We start from the raw sequence: 17,457 nt of genomic DNA on the forward strand, positions 1-17,457 counted from the left end.
TGATAGGTGGCGAGATCCAGATCGTTGATCTCAGCTCGTGCTATTTGCCACATGGCTCGACAGTGGTCATATACAGGCGTATTGTGCTCCTTAACTAGTTGCCATACATGGCTGGAGGGGTCAGTGATGCGTGCAGAGTTGGATGAGAAGCCCATTGTTATGGAAGATCCTCTCTCCAATATTGAGTTCGCTAAGACGAACTGGTCGGCGGGCGTCACGAGTCGCCGGGTCGCTGCGGCGATCGCGGGTGTGATCGTCGCAACGGGTGCCGTCGCAGGGCTGCACGCTCTCCATCGGGTCGGTGAAGGGGTAGGCGCTTGGCTTGTTTGGGCAGTTGAGTTGTTGATCCTGCTGATCGCTTTGAGTGGCGGGATCAAGTTGGCTGTTTGGGGGCGCCAGCCGCTCATTTCGGCGATGTTCAGCGCGGTCGAGACTCGAGTCGGGGAGCCGACGCGGGCGGTACTCGCCGCACTGAGTCTGCTTGCAGGTGCTGTTGGCACATGGTGGGTTTTCCGCGGCGGTTATCTCGCGTGGTGGGCGTCAGCGACAGGGCAGGGCACGTGGTCGATCGCGATGGGCGCGGGTCAGCTACTCGTGGTGGTCGTGTCGGGTGCCGCGCTGTTCACCGGTGGCCGGTATTTGTTCGGGCTTGCCCGGGAGGCGTTAGTCGATGCCGGTTTGGCTGGCGCGCGTTCCCGGCAGGGACGGGCCACCAAGCAAGATAGCCGGAGCTGGCACCCGGGGTTGGTGGGTGTTTTGGTGGCAGGCTCGGCGGGCTTGATCGCGCTGGCGGCCTGGCTCGCCCCCGCGTTGGCGTCGGTGGTGACGGGACCGCAGCTCCTTACCGCAGCAGGGGCGATCGCTGTCATGCTTGCGGTGGCAGTGTGTTCGAATGCCGGTCTCTGGAACGGTCTTGCAGGCCTCTATAGGTGGGCTGCGGGCGGTTCGCAGAAGGCAGGTGCGACTGCGGGTGTTGTTGTGGTGCTGATGTTTTCCGCAGGCGGCCTGGGCTTAGGTTGGTTTACCCCGGCAACGGTGCCGCAGGCTCATGCTGCGTGCCCGCCAGATTGCGGGGGCAGCCCGGGCGGTAATGACGGTCCGCCCGGGGGCGGGCAGATGTTCCAGCCGCCTCAGATGCCGAATCAGATGCCCGACTACCAGGGCTCAAATTCGGGCATGCCGGGTCTGGACCAGAACAACGGCATCAGCATCTACAACCAGCAGCCCGCTCGGGGCGCGAACGTCTCGAGCCCAAGCAACAGCGGCTCGGCGCAGCAGGGGTTGTCGCCTGGACAGAACGCTGATGGCTCGTGGCAGCAGGCGGCCAATGGTGAGCAGATCCCGAACTATCAGAACGCCACCCCCTACACCCAAGGGCCCGGTACGCCGAATCCGGAGTACAACGGCGGGCAAGCCAACCCTGGCACTAATACGGGATCGCAAGGTGGGCAACCGAATCAGGGGATTCAGCAGCCCGCGCAACAGCCACGGCAGGCGGGGCAGCAGAACTCTGGGCAGCAGCCGAACCAGTCGTCGGATCAACAGAAGATCGATGACTTGACCCGCCAGCTGCAGGATCAGCAGCAGCGATCTGGCCAGGATCGTCAGCGTCTGGACGATCTCACCAAGCAGCTGCAACAGCAGAAGCAGAACAAGCAGCAGCAGCCGCCGAAATTCCCGTCGAAAGACAAAAAGAGGGACGACAAGAACGACGAGCAGGACCGCGACCAGCAGTCCGGCGATAACGATCTGACCGCGCTGTTGTTGGGTGCGGCTTCGACGCGCCGCCGCAAGCAAGATGAGCAAGAGGGACCGGACACTGAGGCGCTGGGGCAGGATGCATCGCAAGCGGTGCAAGGGCTTCCGGGCGATATTCAGACATATGTGCAGTCGGGCCAGCAGATCGGGCAATCATCTGGGCAGGCCGCTCAGGGATTCGGCTCGGCCGCCCAGGCCGGTGCCTCGTTGGCTTCCTCGGCGCAGTCCGGTGCGGTGAATCCGCAGGATGCGATCACGCTGGTGCAGGGTGCTGCTCAGGGAATCCAGGGCACGGCCGATGCGGTCAATGCGGGCAGCCAGATCGTGAAAACCGCTCAGAAGGAAGCCGATCAAGTCGCTCAGACGGTCGGCGATGTCAATCCGCAACTCAAACCTCAGACTGAACAGTTCACGCAGCTCAACGATCAAGCATCACAGGTCACCGATCTTGTGGGGCAAGGCTCCCAGCTCACCTCGCAAGGAGCTGGCGCGGTCAACTCGGTCTCTAGTCTCGGTGCAGGTGGGGTTCCCGCTGATCCATCCGAATCATTGTCGGGGGCCACCAACAGTGCAGATCTTGTTTCTGCCGTAACCAATTCAGAAACCGGCCAGGTGGACACGCAGTCTCTGGCAAGCATGGTGCTAGACGCCAACCAACAGGATCCGGCCCGTGGTGGTGCCGCGTACCAGGAAATCAGTTCACTTCTTGCAGAACGTGATCCGGGTATTCTCGATCAGTTCAACGACAACCTTGCGCAGGAAGCATCCAACTCCACGACAGTTCCGGGCACGGGAATCGCCGAAGGCATTCGCCACTCCGGATACAAGACGCTGGTTAACAACCCGATCCTGACCGTGCGATGGGAATTTACTGAGAGCCCGTGGACGGGTAAGGGTGGCTACTCCTCTGGTTTGGATGACATGTTGAAATCTCACGGCATCCAAGTACTGCCAAGCGTGCATGCCGCCCCGCAAGGCGGTCTGGGCAAGAACTCTGGTGTCCCGAGGGCCACTGCGAACAACATCAATGGTGATCTCGCTCGAGATGGGATTAGCACTCGCCTCCGCAATGATGGCTACAACGTCACGAACGAAGTGCAGATAGCTAATGACGGTAAGCGGGCCCCGCTGGAAACTGGTCAGAGGCCAGAGAAGGGTTCACGTGTCGTCGATATCCAGGCCGACAAGCCGAACCCGGCGAATCCGCGTGAGGCTACGCGCATCGACGTCGAATCGAAATCAGGGCGCCAGTCCAACGACGCCAAGTTGCGCGAGCAGGCCGCCAAGGACGGCCAGCGGCTCAATGACAATGCGGCACTGCGCAATGCTGGCAGAACCTTAGAGACGGTGGGCAAGGTCGCACGCCCTGTAGGCATCGTCATGGACGCGGTACAGCTCGGTGAGGCGTTTCATGCAGACGGCAACACTGTTGGCGAGAAGACGGTGGAGGCCGGGGTCAATCTTGCTGGCGGTGCCGCCGGCGCTTGGGCTGGTGCCGAAATAGGTGCCTCGATCGGTTCGGTGATCCCCGGCGCCGGCACGGTAGTCGGCGGGATTGTCGGCGGCGTCGTTGGTGGTATAGCTGGCAGTGGCCTTGCTAGCAAGGGCGTAAGTTTTGTTAAGGGCCTATTCTCTTGATGGCGGCTCGGGAAAGGGGTGATCGGGATTTTTCGACGCCGATCTAAGCGCACAGGTGATTCGTCGTCAGGCAGGTTGCCGCAACTGCTGGTGGACTATCCGCCCTATGAGACACCATTTCTTGGCGATCCTCGAAAACTGAGTCTTGATCAATGCGAAGAGAACCTGCGCTATCTGCTCGATCAGCGAGCTACGCGACTGAAGATTGCGGCAGACCTGTTGCGCCAATTCGATATCGACCTTGATGCCGGGCTCGGCGCCCACACCCCGGACCCGCTGTTGACATCCTTGAATGCGTGGGCGCACACCGAGTGGCCTGCCGCGTATACCCCCGCGTTCTCGGCGAGCCCAAAGCTCTGGTTGACGCGGCACAAGGCTGGTGAGCACATCGTGCTGGCGATGCTCATGGATATCGCTATCGTCCTTGGCCAGGTCGTAATCAACAAACGTGAGGATTACGATTGGCGACTTGACGATGCGATCGAAAACCATGAGATGGGTACTTACCGGCGTGCGGTTGTGACTAAAGCGCGTGATGACCCCCGTTGGACTGCAACTGCTTTGGACTTCGAAGCTGAGTGCATTTATTACTTCGACTCAATCGGCCGGAATGTGCCCGGGGACCCTCCCATTGGCGCAACAGCGCTTGCAGCCGTTGCTGGCCGCTATGACCCGGCTGATGCAGTCGCGCCCGGCTCGCCAAGTACTGCTTCAACTGGACCGATGGTCTACGACAAAGCAAAAAATCACGCGCACGTGCTGGTGGACGACGGTTTCGACCCTGCACACGCCGAACAGCAGGCGGCGGTCCCAGGTGCACTGTTCCTCGGATGGCTCGCATCGCGTGGCTTACTCAGCCGCGGACACACCAAATGGCTGCGACGCGAGATCGAGGCTTTCAAAGCTCAGCGCCAAACCGCTATCGATCTGTATGAGCTGCTAGACCGTTGTCTGATCGACAACATGCTCAACCCCGAAGGAAATGCCTTCGCCCAAGACTATTTCGCCGCCGCCGACGGCTATTACAGCGATCTGACTGAGACACTCGCTCAAAACTTGCCCTCGGAGTTCCACATTCCGTACACCTTCGAAAATCAAGCACGTATCGATGCAATCCTCGATCAACGCTACGCACAATGGAAGGACGACCGTCCATCGTCCTAATCGGGACCGGGATCGCGGTTCGTGGGATAGGAAAATCGGGTGTGCCGATAGTGTCGATTTTCGGCGGAATCTCGACCGAATCCGCACACTCGGCGCGCAGCTACTTCTCCAGCGCTTTGTTCGCGGCCTGCTGCGCCTGCTGCAGTGCGGTGTGTACATCCAGACGGCCCAGGAACATCTCGGCGAAATACGGCTTCAGCGCGGCGAATCCGGCCCCGAATCCCTGCCCGCCCGGAGCCGCGATCTGCTGGCCCTCGAGCACCTGGAAGAACGGGGTCACATCGACGCCCTTGCCCGCCCAGTGCTGGAAGTACGGCTCGCGTGCGCTGAGCACGGCGGGGATGGCCGAGCCGCTGCGGCCCAGGAAGGAATTCCCGTCGGCGCTACCCATCCAGGCCAGCACGCGAGTGGTCGCCTCGGGGTGCGGTGAGGACGAATTGGCGGCTGCCACAATGCCGTTGGTGACGCTGACCCGGCCCTGCGGCCCCGCCGGCATCATCGCTACGCCCCAGGGGAAGGTGGCGTTGGCCTGGATCTGCGCCAAGTTGTAGGTGCCCGACTGAAACAGTGCTATCCGGCCCTGCAGGAACTGGTTGCGCGAGAAGTCATTGTTGGTGTTGGTGTCAGCGGCCGAGGGCGCCACCTTGTCGACGTTGATGAGATCGACCAGGTACGTGAACGCCATCTTGGCCCGGGGGTTGGCGAACGCGAACCTGTCGTCGGCCTGGAAGACGGCCCCCGCCGATCCGAGATAGTTCAGGTAGATGCCCTGTAAGTCGTTGGCGGCGTTGTATCCCCAATGCCCGGGCCCGGTGAGCCGGTGCAGCATCGGACGCAGGGTGTCGACGGCGGGGTCGGCGTCCCAGCGCAGCTCGGCGAGCTCGGCCGGGTCCACCTGCGCCTCATCGAGAAGATTCTTGTTGTAGTACAGCGCAATCCCGGCATCGCTGAGCTGGGGTACGCCCCACAGCTTGCCGTTGCGAGTGAACTGGGCCACCACCGACGTGTCCCAGTCCGCCTGCGGTGCAACGGGGATGAGATTCGCGGTGTCGGCGTAATCGGAAAGATAGGCGTTACTGAGCCAGAAGATGTCGTCGGCGCCGTGCCCGGCCACATCGGTGCGCAGGCTGTTGAAGTAACTCGCGTACGACGTCACGGTCACGGCGACCTGGATGTCGGGATTGCGTCGACTGAACTCGTCGAATGAGCTGCGGTAGGCCTTGGCCACCTGCTCATCCCACACCCGGACGGTGACCACCGTTTTGCCTTGAGCGGTCTTCGGAATTCCGAGCCAGACCGCAATTCCGAAGAGCAGCAGCGTCACCAGGCCAAGGACCAAGGCCGCGCGCGTGGAGGACTTCATCACTTGAGTCCGCTCAAGGTGATGGACCGGACGATGTATTTCTGGAACGCCACGAACAGGATCACCAACGGCACGATCGCCACGGTGGTCGCCGCCATCACGATCGGCCACTGCGCGTTGAACTGAGATTGCAGCCCGGCCGTGGCGACGGTGAGCACCCGCCAGTTGCCGCCGCTGGTGATCACCAACGGCCACATGAAGTTGTTCCACTGTGACACCACGGTGATGAGGGTCAGCGTGATCAGGATGGGTCTGCTGACCGGCACCACCACATGCCACAGGATGTCGAGCGTGTTCGCGCCATCCAGGCGTGCCGCACGGATCAGGTCGTTGGGGATGGTGCGGAAGTGTTCACGCAGCAGGAAGATGGCATAGGGCGATCCGAACATGAACGGGATGACCAACGCCCAGAATGTGTTCCGCAGCCCTACCTGCGTCAGCATCAGATACATCGGCACCACGGTCACGGTCGCCGGAATCATCAGCGTGGCCAGATACACCCAGAACAGTCCGTCGCGCCCCGGGAACTGCAGCCGCGCAAAGGCATACGCGGCTAGGACTGAGAACGTCAGCTGGCCGATCACGATGATCGCCGTCATCAACACCGTCACCAGCGCCGCGCGCCCGAACCCGGCATCGGCCAGCCCGGTGTAGTTGGCGATGGTGAACGGATTCGGCGGGGCCAGCGGGGATTCGGCAGAGAACTGCCGCGTGGTCTTCAGCGATGCCGACAGGGCGAACAGGAACGGCCCGAGCGTGAGGGCTGCGCCGAGGATCAACAGGAGATAGACGAGCGCATTCCTAGACCAGGTCATAGCTCACCCGCGTCCGGAAGTAGCGGTGCTGAATCACCGTGACCGCGACCAAGATCAGGAACAGGATCAGCGACATGGCGGCCGAGCGCCCCACGTGGGCGGACTCGAACGCCTCGGCATACACGCGGTGCGCGGCCAGGTCGGTGCGGTTCTGCGGGCCACCGCCGGTGAGTGCGTACACGGTGTCGAAGGTCTGCACCGCGCTCACCACCCCGGTGACGAGCACGAAGAAGAAGGTGGGCCGCAGCATCGGCAGGGTGATGCGGCGGAACCGCTGCCAGGCCGTCGCGCCGTCTACCCGGGCCGCGTTGTGCACATCACCCGGGATGGCCAGCAGACCTGCCATGAAGAACAGCGCCACATAACCGACGTTCGTCCACACACTGACCGCCGCCACCACCGGCAGCGCCAGCGAGGGATCGGTGAGCCATTCGATGCGCTGCCCGAGCAGTGTGTTGATGGCGCCATCGGTGGGCGCGAGCATCCAATGCCACAGCACGCCGATGGCCAGCGGCGCGCAGATCCACGGGATCACATAGATGGTCCGGAACAACACGGTGCCGGGCAGGCCACGCACCAACAGCGTCGCTGCGGCCAGACCGAGCACGGTCTGCACCGGAATCACCAACGCCACAAAGAGCAGGGTCACCAGCAGGGAGTGGCCGAAGGCGCCGTCGGTGAGCACCGAACGCCAGTTCTCCAGGCCGACGAACTCGATGGGTCCCAGCAGATCCCAGCGGCACAGACTCAGCCACATGACCACCAGGATGGGCAGCAACAGAAACGCGGCCACCCCGAACAGGCTGGGGGCCAGCAGCCCGTATGCGACGGCTGTCTGCCGCGACCTACTCACGGGGACATTAAACCGCGCGCCGCCACCGGTGTGGCATAGGTACGGTTGAGCGCGTGACTCGGTCCGTAGATTCCGATTTCCTGGCGCTACCTCGCGCTGAACTCGCCGACGCTGCCCTGAACGCGGCGCGCGCCGCCGGCGCCAGCTATGCCGATCTGCGCATCCATCGGCTGATCAACGAGGAGCTGATGCTGCGCGACGAGCAGGTCGAGACCGCGGTGTCCGGCCGCACCATCGGGCTGGCGGTACGGGTGATCGTCGACGGCACCTGGGGGTTCGCCTCGCATGTGCAGCTCGACACGACCGCCGCGGCCGAGACCGCGCGCCGGGCTGTGGCCGTCGCCCGGGGGCTGCGGAGCCTGAACCGCGAGCGCGTCGAACTGGCGGCCGAGCCCGTCTATGCCGACGTTCAGTGGGTGTCCGAGTACGAGATTGACCCGTTCGGAGTGCCGCAGGCCGACAAGATCGCGGTGCTGCAGGAGTATTCGGCCCGGCTGCTGGCCTCCGACGGCGTGGACCACGCCTCGGCGTCGCTGACGGCGGTCAAGGAGCAGACCTTCTACGCCGACACGTTCGGCTCGTCCATCACCCAGCAGCGGGTGCGGGTCATGTCGCAGCTGGACGCGATCGCCGTTGACGCCGCCACCGGATCCTTCGAGACCATGCGCACCCTGGCACCGCCGATGGGCCGCGGCTGGGAGGCCATCGGCAGCGACGGGGTGTGGGACTGGAGCACCGAGCTACGTGAGATCCCCGAGCTGCTCACCGAGAAGGTGAAGGCGCCCAGCGTTGTCGCCGGCCCCACCGACCTGGTGATCGACCCCACCAACCTGTGGCTGACCATCCACGAATCCATCGGCCATGCCACCGAATACGACAGGGCCATCGGCTACGAGGCCGCCTATGCGGGCACCTCATTCGCGACCCCCGACAAGCTCGGCACCATGAAATACGGTTCGCCCGTCATGAACGTCACCGCCGACCGCAACGAGGTCCACGGTCTGGCCTCGGTGGGATACGACGACGAGGGAGTGGCCTCGCAGCGCTGGGACCTGGTGCGCGACGGCATCTTTGTCGGCTACCAGTTGGACCGCGTGTTCGCGCCCCGGCTGGGCCAGGAGCGTTCCAACGGCTGCTCGTACGCCGACTCGCCGCACCATGTGCCGATCCAGCGCATGGCCAACGTGTCGCTGCAGGCCTCCCCGGACGAGCGCTCGACCGACGACCTGATCTCCGGAGTCGAAGACGGCATCTACATCGTGGGCGACAAGTCGTGGTCAATCGATATGCAGCGCTACAACTTCCAGTTCACCGGGCAGCGGTTCTACCGCATCCGCGGCGGCAAGCTGGACGGCCAGCTGCGTGACGTCGCCTACCAGGCCACCACCACCGACTTCTGGGGTTCGATGGAAGCCGTTGGCGGCCAATCCACCTGGCGACTGGGCGGCGCCTTCAACTGCGGTAAGGCCCAGCCCGGACAGGTGGCGGCGGTCAGCCACGGCTGCCCGTCGGCACTGTTCCGCGGCGTGAACATTCTGAACACCAAGCAGGAAGGCGGTGCCGCGTGATCCCCGCACAGCAGGTCGCCGAGGATGTCCTGGCCGAAGCCGCGCGCCGCGGCGGCGCCGATGACACCATCGTCTTGATCCAGGACAGCAGCGAGGCCTCGCTGCGCTGGGCGGGCAGCTCCATGACCACCAACGGCGAGTCGGTCAAGCGCAGCATCGCGGTGGTATCGATTCTGCGGCAAGGCGATCAGACCCGGGTCGGCTCGGTGCTCACCGAGGACGCCGACCCGGCCGCGCTCGCGGATCTGGTGGCGGCCAGCCAGGCCGAGGCCGCCTCGGCGCCACCGTCTCGCGATGCCATGCCGCTGCTGGGTCCCGGCGATGCGGCAGGGGAGAGCTGGGACGCGGCGATCTCACCGACCGGCGCCGACGTGTTCGGGTCTCTGGCGGCCGACTTGTCGACGGGCTTCGACGGCCCCGACACCCTGTACGGATACGCCCGTCACGAACGCCAGACCACATTCCTGGCCTCGTCGACCGGGCTGCGCCGCAGGTTCACCCAGCCCACCGGCCAGGTGGAGATCAACGCCAAACGCGGAGTGGGCAGCGCCTGGGCCGGGGTGTGCACCCCCGAGTTCGTCGACGTGCCCACCGAATCGCTGCTGCGCCAGCTCAATGAACGGCTCACGGCCGCACAGAATCAGATCGAGCTCAAGGCCGGTCGCTATGAGACGCTGCTGCCGCCATCGGCCACCGGCGACCTCATGCAATACCTGGTGTGGACCATGGGCGGGCGCGGCGCGCATGAGGGCCGCAACGCCTTCGCGGCACCGGGCGGCACCCGGCTCGGGGAGCGGCTGACCGAGCTGCCGGTCACGGTGTACTCGGACCCGTCGTACCCGGGACTGGAAAGCAGCCCATTTGTGGCGACCCCGATTTCGCGGGAATCGTTGTCGGTCTTCGACAATGGTGTCGGTATCGGGCGCGTCGACTGGGTGCGTGACGGCGTGATCAACGCGCTGAGCTACTCGCGTGCCGATGCCGCTGAGTTCGGTGCCGCCCCCACGGTGGGTGCCGACAACCTCATCATGACCGGAGAGGGTGGCGCGACGCTGGAGGAGATGATCGCCGCCACCGAGAACGGGCTGTTGCTGACCACGCTCTGGTACATCCGCGAGGTGGACCCGACGACGCTGCTGCTGACCGGGCTCACCCGCGACGGGGTGTACCTGGTGCGCGACGGACAGATCACCGGCGCCGTGAACAACTTCCGGTTCAATGAGAGCCCGATCGATCTGCTGCGACGGGTTTCGCAGGTGGGTGTCACCGAATACACGTTGCCGCGCGAGTGGAGCGATTACGCGACCCGCCAGGCTATGCCCGCGTTGCGGATTCCGGACTTTCACATGTCCTCGGTCAGCGCCGCCCAGTAACACCTTCGCCGAAACCGAGGTTGTGGCGGATTCGTCTCGCACATATTCGCCATAACCTCGGTCTCGCGCGGGCGGCGGCCGGCGGCCCGCTACTCCAGGAGCAGCAGCACCTGCAGCTCGCCGATGACGTAACCGAGCACGGCACCGACGGTGACGAGTTTCCATTCGTCCTGTTTGAACGCCGGGCGCAGCAGACCTTCGAACTCGTCGTCGGTCATCAGCTTCATCTTGCTTTCCATCAGCTCGGGCAGGGCCATCGCGTTGGCGGCCATCGGCCCGAACTCGGCGGTGCGTTCCCGCATGGTGGAGATGACCCGCTGGGCGACTTGCTGTTTGATCGCCTCGTAGCGGTCGCTGCCCACCGCGAACGCCACGATGGGTTTGGCAATGCCGGTGGCGTTGTCGATGGCTCGCTGGATCTGCTGGCTGATGAGTGACATGAAGCGATCCGAGCGTGGGCCGGTGAGCATGTCTTCGAGAAGGTTCTCGGGCGTGAGGATCTCGTTGGAAATCAGCTGCGTGTAGTCGTGCGTGACCTCGGCCCGGCGTTTGTGGAACAGGCCCTGCCACGTGAACAGCCCGAGGTACCGCGTGGGTCGTTTGGGCCGGAAGATCATCTGCAGCGCCAGCCAGTCGGTGAACAGGCCGGTGAAGGCGCCGAACAGCGGCATGATCCAGGGGGAGTGGGTCAGCGCCCATGTGACCGCCTGCACCAGGCCCAGCATGAATCCGAACGGTATGCCGATTCGCACAATGAACTGCATCTCGTTGCGCCCGACTGTGCGAATCATCTTGACGGTCATGGACTTGTCGCGGGTGAGGGCGTTGACCGCGACGGTGTTGAGATTCACGATGGCGTCGAGATTGTCGCGCAGCTCGGTCTTGAACTGGGCGAGCAGCTCCGGCACGGCATCCTCGACGCGGCGGATCACCGTGTCCTGCACGGCCTGTGGCAGGGACACCCAGATGGTCGGCGCCAGCGACAGCATGAGTTCCCGGGTGACTTCGTCGATCATGTTGCGCAGCGGCTGGCGCATCTTGTCGACCACGTCATCGACATCGAGCTGGTCGATGAGCTCCTTGGGATCGATAAGCCGGTCCATGAGCAGGGATACCGCACTCTGCGCCATGCGCGCGGCGTTGCGCGGGATGATGCCCTGCCAACCCAGATAGGGCGGGATGCCGACGAATTCCAGCGGGCGGAACATCATTTCGACGGCCACCAGCTTGGTGACGTACCCGATGAGTGCGGCGATGAACGGCATCGACAGGTAGACGACCCAATGCTCACCCATATCGCGAGCGACATCGAGCCAGAAATTCACGCGCCGATCGTAGGCACGGCGCTTCACGCCGCGTGGGCGTATGAACACGTTCTACGTAGTGGGACCTAGCTTGAGGGCGCCCTCCACCGTGATCATGCACAGCGCGGTGCATTGGGCGGCCAGCTCCGCCGTCGTCTCGACCGGGTTGAGGAGCCAGTCGTCGATGATGCGGTTGACTCCGCCGACGAGGAACAGCGCGCCACGGCGCAGCACCGCCGGGTCGGGTGTCTCGGCACCGAGGATGTCCGGGGCGTAGCGGATGATGAGGTCGGCGATCACATCGATGACCTGGACGCGGTGCTCGGTGAGGCCGGGGACGCTGCTGATGTCTCCGGTCAGGATGCGGTGGATGTGGGGATCGGCGGCCGCGGCGTCGAGGAACGCCGTCAGGCCGGAGCGGACCTTGTCGGCCAGCGGCCCGGGGTCGGCGAGGCTGACGGACACCAGCGACCCCAGCAGCTGATCCCGAACGTCGTCGGCGATCGCGAAGATCAGGGCCTCGCGGTTGGTGAAGTGCTCGTAGAAATAGCGCGGGGTCAATCCCGCGGCGCTGCACACCCCGCGCACCGTCACATCGGAAACGCTGCCCTCGCCCCAGATCCGGCGACCGGCCGCCACGAGCTTGCGGCGCCGTTCATCGCGGCGGTCCGCCGCGCTGACACCGCCGTAGTCGCGCACCACTTCTGCACGCTTCATTGACAGCACCCTACCGCCGGGATAGTTTTGGAATACGCATGTTATCCAAATGGAGCTCAAAGGAGAGTGTCCGAGTGAATACGCCCATCCCGACGCGCCATCCCGCCCAGCCCGGCTCGGTACCGGCCGCCATCCGGGCGTTCGCCGTGGTGCTCGGGCTGTCCAAGCCCAATCAGCGGCAGTGGGATCGGCTGGGCGAGTGCCTCACCGAGGGTGACGCGCCGATGGACCGCCTGGTGGCGTGGATGGCCGCGGAGGGCAAGCACACCCGTCAGCTGTTCGACCGGGCGCTGGCCGAGGGCATCGACAACGTGCCGGAGGCGCCAGAACCCTTGCGCGAGTTCTTTCGTGGCGTCGAGAAGCGCCCCGCCTGGGTGGATGATGACAAGCTGCGCCAGGGTCAGCGGGCCTTCCGGATGGGTGGCGCCGACGGCATGTACATCGCACGGGATGTGGCGCTGCTCGGCGGCTATCAATTCTCGGGTTTCAACAAGACCCTGCTGCGCACCGGTGCGCTGGAGAAGGGCTCGAATGCGCGTTTCGCCGAGACGCTGCAGTGGGCGCTCGATGTGATCGCGCAAGACAGCCTGCGGCCCTTGGGGATTGGCTACCAATCCACCATCCGGGTGCGGCTCATCCACGCCTTCGTGCGCCGGCACGTCTCGGCGATGCCCGATTGGCGCCCCGAGGAGTGGGGCCTGCCGATCAACCAGACCGATATGGCGGCCACCCTGGTCGGCGCGCTCATCGCACCGCCCGCCGGAGCGCTGGCCATGGGGATGGTGTCCACGCCCTCGGATATGGAGGCCATGGCACACCTGACGCGGTATGTCGGCTGGTTGATGGGCGTCGAAGAAGAATGGCTGCCGCTGAGCTTCCGCGACGCCATCCGCGTGCTCTTTCACACGCTGACCGCGCTCTCGGCCCCCGACGAATCGACCAAGATGCTGGCGCAGCCGATGGCCCAGGACCCGATGGCCTGGAACTACCGCACACTGCCCGGCCTGCGCCGCCGCTTCGCCCGTGCCCAGCATCTGTCGATCACCAGCGGTTTCCTGGGGCCCAAGGCCATGCGCGCGTTGGGCCTGCCCGCCTATGTGCTGCCCTGGTATCCGCTGGTGCGCATCCCGTTCAACCTGGCCCGCACCGCCGTGGCGCTGACGCTGCCCGGTGGAAAAGAACGCACCGCCGCACGCGGATACCGCGAGCAGAAGGCCATGTTGCGCACCATGACGGGGGAGCACGAGGCGGCCATCGGACACTCGGCCACGCGCGTCACCGTGGCTGCTTAGAGGTCTCCACAGAACCTTCACAAAAGGTTCCAGCCATCCCCACAAGCGTCAAATAACCTGTTCATGTGCCCAGCCAGCGAAGAATCTTGGTTGTCGACGACGAGCCGACCATCTGTGCGTCCATTTCCGCGCGGCTGCGCGCCGAGGGGTATGCGGTAGACACCGAGGACAACGGCCTCGATGCGGTGCGCCATTGCGGCGAGAACCCGCCGGATCTGATGGTGCTCGATGTCATGCTGCCCGGGCTCGACGGGCTGGAGGTGTGCCGTCAGGTGCAGGCGCAGGCGCCGATCCCGGTGCTGATGCTCACCGCGCGCGGCACCGAAACCGACATGCTGGTGGGCCTGGGAGTGGGTGCCGACGACTACCTGCCCAAGCCGTTCAGCATGCGGGTGCTGGTGGCCCGGGTGGCGGCCCTGCTGCGCCGCGCCGAGCGGGTCGCGCCGCCGAGCACCGATGTGCGGATCGGGCAGGTACGCATCGATGTGTCCGAGCGCCGCGTCTATCACCGGGACGACGAGGTGCACCTGACGCGCACCGAGTTCGATCTGCTGGCCTATCTGGCCGATAACCCACGGGTGGCGATCAGCCGTGACCGTCTGCTCGATCAGGTGTGGGGCTGGAGCGAGGGGCTGCCGTCGGGGCGGCGCACCGTGGACAGCCACATCAAGGCGTTACGCCGCAAGCTCGGTCAGGAGCTGATCCGCACCGTGCACGGCATCGGATACGCGTTGGAGGTACCACGATGAGCCCACTGCTGGAACTGCTGCCGCGTCCGCTGGATCCGTTGCGCTCCTTCAAGTTCAAGACAGCGGTGCTGGTGGGGGTGGCGCTGCTGATCGCCACCTGCCTGCTCTGGATCACCGCCGAATGGAAGCTGCGGTACGCGCTCACGCTGGCGTTGTTCGTGTCGTTCGGGGTGACATGGTTTCTGGCGCACGGAATGACCTCGCCGCTGCGGGATATGACGGCGGCGGCGCGTTCGATGGCCCAGGGCGACTACTCGCGCCGGATTCGCTCGACCTCCCGTGATGAAGTGGGCCAGCTGGCAACGGCTTTCAATCACATGGCCGCCGAACTGCAGTCCGCCGAGCGGTACCGGCGTGAGCTGGTGGGCAATGTGTCGCACGAGCTGCGCACGCCGATCACGGCGCTGCAGGCGGTACTGGAGAACATTGTCGACGGGGTGGCCGAGCCGGACCCGGCGACGCTGAAAACCGCACTGGCGCAGACCGAACGACTGGGCCGGCTCGTGGACGACCTACTTGACCTGTCCAAACTCGAGAACGGATCGGTTCCGGTGCACCGCGAATCGTTCGCGGTGCGCGAGTTCGTCGATGGCGCGGTGGCCGAGGCGAAGACGACGGGACGCCAGGTGCGCTATCACGTGACGGTCGAGCCATTCGATCTGGCGGCCGTGGCCGATACCGCGCGGCTGCACCAGGTGGTGGCCAACCTGCTGGACAACGCATCCCGGCACAGTCCGCCCGGGGGACAGGTGTCGGTGTTCGCGCGCACCGAGAATGACGCGCTGCTGCTGGAGGTCGCCGACACCGGGCCCGGCATCGCTCCGTACGAAAGATCACGAGTGTTCGAACGATTCACCCACGGGGGATCGCGCGACGGCGGCACCGGTCTGGGGCTGGCCATCGCGCAGTGGGCCGTCGATCTACATGGCGGCCGTATCGAAATCGTGGACGCGCCCGGCTGCCGGGTGCGAGTCACATTGCCGCAGTTCGACAACGAGGAGGGGAATTCATGACCACAGGTTCGATAGTGCCGCCGCCATATCCGATTCCGGGGGCGCCGGCCGAGGCTCCAGTGCCGCCTGTGCCGCGCCCGCCGGTACCGATCTTCGGTCCGCCGACCCGGTTTATGACGGCCTGGCCCCGGGATATCCGCTCGAAGATGACGCAGGGTGCGCTACTCGGCGGATTAGGGGCCGGGCTGGCCGCAGCCCTGTGCTGGCGCTCCTCGCTTCCCGGTCTGGGCTGGACGCTGACCGCGTTCGCGGTGGCGCTTGCCGCCTTCGCAACCCAGAAGGTGCAATGGACGCCCACGCGCATCGGCGCACTGGCGCTGGCGCTGTGTCTGGCGGTGGTGCCGACGGTGCGGGATGCGGAATGGCTTGTTGCCCTGAGTGTCCTGACCTCGCTGGCGTTGTTCGTCTATGCGCTGGCTCCGGCACGGACCTGGACGGGGCTGGTGTACGGGCAGTTCGTGATGCTGAGGACGCCTTTCCGGGTGGCGGGATGGATGCGCCGCGGTAGGCGAGCGATGTCGCGCGGCCACAAGATCAACCTGGACCGGGCGGCCATCGTGGTGTTGGTGACTGTTGGCCTGGTGGCAGCGTTTGGAGCGCTGCTGGCCGATGCCGACGCGCGGTTCAACGCGTTGATCAGCGGGGTCTTGCCGTTCGTGTCCTTCGGCGATGTGGTCGGCCGCGTCATCGTGGGTGTCTTGGTGGGCGGGTTCGCGCTGGCAGCCATCTACGTGCTGTCCAAGCCGCCGAGCTTTGATCGGTTGGCGCCGACGGAGCCCAAGAAGCTGCCGCGCTGGGAGTGGAGCCTACCGCTGGCCGCCCTGAATCTGTTGTTCATCGCTTTTGTGGGCGTGCAGATTTCGGTGTTGTTCGGGGGAGACGAGCACGTGCAGGTCACTGAGGGGTTGACCTACGCGGAGTATGCGCGCCAGGGCTTTTGGCAGCTGCTGTTCGTCACCATTCTGGTGATGGGAGTGATCGCGGTGGCGATCCGGGTCGCGGGCCGCGAGGATGCCCGCGACCGGTTGTACCTGCGGGTGCTGATCGGCGGGCTGTGCCTGACCACCCTGGTGATCGTGGCGTCGGCCATTCACCGGATGTCGCTGTACGAGAAGGCGTACGGGTTCAGTGTGGAGCGGCTGCTGGTGCGCTGGATCGAGCTGGGCATGGCCATCGTGTTGGTGCTGATTCTCGTGGCGGGGATTCGGATGAGTGCGCGGTGGCTGCCCACCGCGGTGGTGGCGGTCGGCTCATTCGGGATGCTCGGGTTGGCAATCTTCAACCCGGAAAGCTATATCGCGCAGCGCAATGTCGAGTTCTTCCAGCAGACCGGGAAGATCGACCAGTGGTACATGGGCACGCTGTCCTCAGACGCGTTCGCGGCGACGAAGTCGCTGCCCGAGGATGTGCGAGTCTGCGTGCAGGGGCGGATGAAGGAGCACTTGCGGCCGACGGCACCCTGGTACGAGTACAACGTGAGCCGGGCACAGCTGCGGGTCGCCGAGGTCAAGGAGACCTCGTGCAACGTGGATTACGACCACAGGTGACCGGGGTTTCAGGGACGCGGCAGCCGATCGGATAGAGTTCAGGGCTGCTAGGGGCGGTAGCTCAGTTGGTTAGAGCCGTGGACTCATAATCCATTGGTCGCGGGTTCGAGCCCCGCCCGCCCTACTTCAGAGGCTGGTTTTGGCTCTCGATCGTGATCGGTCACCATTTATTCACCGTTTTTGGCGACGGTTCGGTCGAGCAGATCGGCTACCTGGGTATGGATCCGGCCGCGGGTCATATAGCGGTCTCGAACGGTGCGCCATTCTATCGAGCGACTCCGCGTTAGAGATTTAGCTGGCCAT

General features: G+C 64.7%; 13 protein-coding genes and 1 tRNA gene. 9 read left to right on the forward strand and 5 right to left on the reverse strand.

From position 1 onward, the window contains the following. The first annotated feature begins 126 nt into the window (after nucleotides 1-126). A complete protein-coding gene (locus tag AOT83_RS18700; protein ID WP_057964084.1) occupies nucleotides 127-3,396 on the forward strand; it encodes a hypothetical protein in 3,270 nt (1,089 codons plus the stop codon). 18 nt (nucleotides 3,397-3,414) lie between these two features. Next, on the forward strand, nucleotides 3,415-4,560 hold the full coding sequence (locus AOT83_RS18705) for a hypothetical protein (RefSeq protein ID WP_057964083.1): 1,146 nt from the start codon (nucleotides 3,415-3,417) through the stop codon (nucleotides 4,558-4,560). Nucleotides 4,561-4,660: 100 nt separating this feature from the next. On the opposite strand, the gene AOT83_RS18710 is transcribed toward AOT83_RS18705, so the two are convergent. Genes AOT83_RS18710 through AOT83_RS18720 form a run of 3 tightly spaced genes read right to left on the reverse strand, consistent with a single transcriptional unit; the run spans nucleotide 4,661 to nucleotide 7,591 of the window. Beyond that, entirely contained in the window at nucleotides 4,661-5,923 is a 1,263-nt protein-coding gene (locus tag AOT83_RS18710; RefSeq protein WP_057964082.1) for an extracellular solute-binding protein, read from the reverse strand. Then, nucleotides 5,923-6,738 carry a carbohydrate ABC transporter permease gene (locus AOT83_RS18715; RefSeq protein ID WP_057964081.1) on the reverse strand — a complete coding sequence of 272 codons (816 nt, stop codon included), beginning with the start codon at nucleotides 6,736-6,738 and terminating at the stop codon, nucleotides 5,923-5,925. The genes AOT83_RS18710 and AOT83_RS18715 overlap by 1 nt, the downstream gene beginning before the upstream one ends. Beyond that, the gene (locus tag AOT83_RS18720; protein WP_057964080.1) at nucleotides 6,725-7,591 is read right to left on the reverse strand and encodes a sugar ABC transporter permease; all 867 of its coding nucleotides are present in this window, start codon (nucleotides 7,589-7,591) and stop codon (nucleotides 6,725-6,727) included. The genes AOT83_RS18715 and AOT83_RS18720 overlap by 14 nt, the downstream gene beginning before the upstream one ends. 53 nt (nucleotides 7,592-7,644) lie before the next feature. On the opposite strand from AOT83_RS18720, the gene AOT83_RS18725 reads away from it, so the two are divergent. Both AOT83_RS18725 and AOT83_RS18730 read left to right on the forward strand, forming a co-directional pair. Further along, entirely contained in the window at nucleotides 7,645-9,159 is a 1,515-nt protein-coding gene (locus AOT83_RS18725; protein WP_057964079.1) for a TldD/PmbA family protein, read from the forward strand. Continuing rightward, complete coding sequence (locus AOT83_RS18730) at nucleotides 9,156-10,532, forward strand: metallopeptidase TldD-related protein (protein WP_057964078.1); 1,377 nt, start codon at nucleotides 9,156-9,158, stop codon at nucleotides 10,530-10,532. The genes AOT83_RS18725 and AOT83_RS18730 overlap by 4 nt, the downstream gene beginning before the upstream one ends. A gap of 89 nt (nucleotides 10,533-10,621) precedes the next feature. On the opposite strand, the gene AOT83_RS18735 is transcribed toward AOT83_RS18730, so the two are convergent. Further along, the gene (locus tag AOT83_RS18735) at nucleotides 10,622-11,857 is read right to left on the reverse strand and encodes a DUF445 family protein (protein WP_234797627.1); all 1,236 of its coding nucleotides are present in this window, start codon (nucleotides 11,855-11,857) and stop codon (nucleotides 10,622-10,624) included. 51 nt (nucleotides 11,858-11,908) lie between these two features. Continuing rightward, the gene (locus tag AOT83_RS18740; protein WP_057964077.1) at nucleotides 11,909-12,553 is read right to left on the reverse strand and encodes a TetR/AcrR family transcriptional regulator; all 645 of its coding nucleotides are present in this window, start codon (nucleotides 12,551-12,553) and stop codon (nucleotides 11,909-11,911) included. 74 nt (nucleotides 12,554-12,627) lie between these two features. On the opposite strand from AOT83_RS18740, the gene AOT83_RS18745 reads away from it, so the two are divergent. The 5 genes from AOT83_RS18745 to AOT83_RS18765 all read left to right on the forward strand — a co-directional run bounded on the left by AOT83_RS18745 (nucleotide 12,628) and on the right by AOT83_RS18765 (nucleotide 17,278). Continuing rightward, nucleotides 12,628-13,845 carry an oxygenase MpaB family protein gene (locus AOT83_RS18745; protein WP_109394631.1) on the forward strand — a complete coding sequence of 406 codons (1,218 nt, stop codon included), beginning with the start codon at nucleotides 12,628-12,630 and terminating at the stop codon, nucleotides 13,843-13,845. A gap of 86 nt (nucleotides 13,846-13,931) precedes the next feature. Further along, nucleotides 13,932-14,594: a response regulator transcription factor gene (locus tag AOT83_RS18750; RefSeq protein WP_078343063.1), complete on the forward strand. Its 663-nt coding sequence runs from the start codon at nucleotides 13,932-13,934 to the stop codon at nucleotides 14,592-14,594. Then, on the forward strand, nucleotides 14,591-15,607 hold the full coding sequence (locus AOT83_RS18755) for a HAMP domain-containing sensor histidine kinase (RefSeq protein WP_057964074.1): 1,017 nt from the start codon (nucleotides 14,591-14,593) through the stop codon (nucleotides 15,605-15,607). The genes AOT83_RS18750 and AOT83_RS18755 overlap by 4 nt, the downstream gene beginning before the upstream one ends. Then, nucleotides 15,604-17,154, forward strand: coding sequence for a DUF4173 domain-containing protein (locus AOT83_RS18760; protein WP_057964073.1), 1,551 nt, complete (start codon nucleotides 15,604-15,606; stop codon nucleotides 17,152-17,154). The genes AOT83_RS18755 and AOT83_RS18760 overlap by 4 nt, the downstream gene beginning before the upstream one ends. A 50-nt stretch (nucleotides 17,155-17,204) precedes the next feature. Then, a tRNA-Ile gene (locus AOT83_RS18765) sits at nucleotides 17,205-17,278 on the forward strand. Nucleotides 17,279-17,457: the final 179 nt, after the last annotated feature.

Source organism: Mycobacteroides sp. H001 (assembly GCF_001440005.1).
Lineage (GTDB): Bacteria > Actinomycetota > Actinomycetes > Mycobacteriales > Mycobacteriaceae > Mycobacterium > Mycobacterium gwanakae.

Excerpts from the sequence above, each read along its gene's own strand:
- AOT83_RS18740 (WP_057964077.1), bottom strand. The coding sequence starts at position 12,553 with ATGAAGCGTGCAGAAGTGGTGCGCGACTACGGCGGTGTCAGCGCGGCG.
- AOT83_RS18755 (WP_057964074.1), top strand. The coding sequence starts at position 14,591 with ATGAGCCCACTGCTGGAACTGCTGCCGCGTCCGCTGGATCCGTTGCGC.
- AOT83_RS18710 (WP_057964082.1), bottom strand. The coding sequence starts at position 5,923 with ATGAAGTCCTCCACGCGCGCGGCCTTGGTCCTTGGCCTGGTGACGCTG.
- AOT83_RS18760 (WP_057964073.1), top strand. The coding sequence starts at position 15,604 with ATGACCACAGGTTCGATAGTGCCGCCGCCATATCCGATTCCGGGGGCG.
- AOT83_RS18700 (WP_057964084.1), top strand. The coding sequence starts at position 127 with ATGCGTGCAGAGTTGGATGAGAAGCCCATTGTTATGGAAGATCCTCTC.
- AOT83_RS18715 (WP_057964081.1), bottom strand. The coding sequence starts at position 6,738 with ATGACCTGGTCTAGGAATGCGCTCGTCTATCTCCTGTTGATCCTCGGC.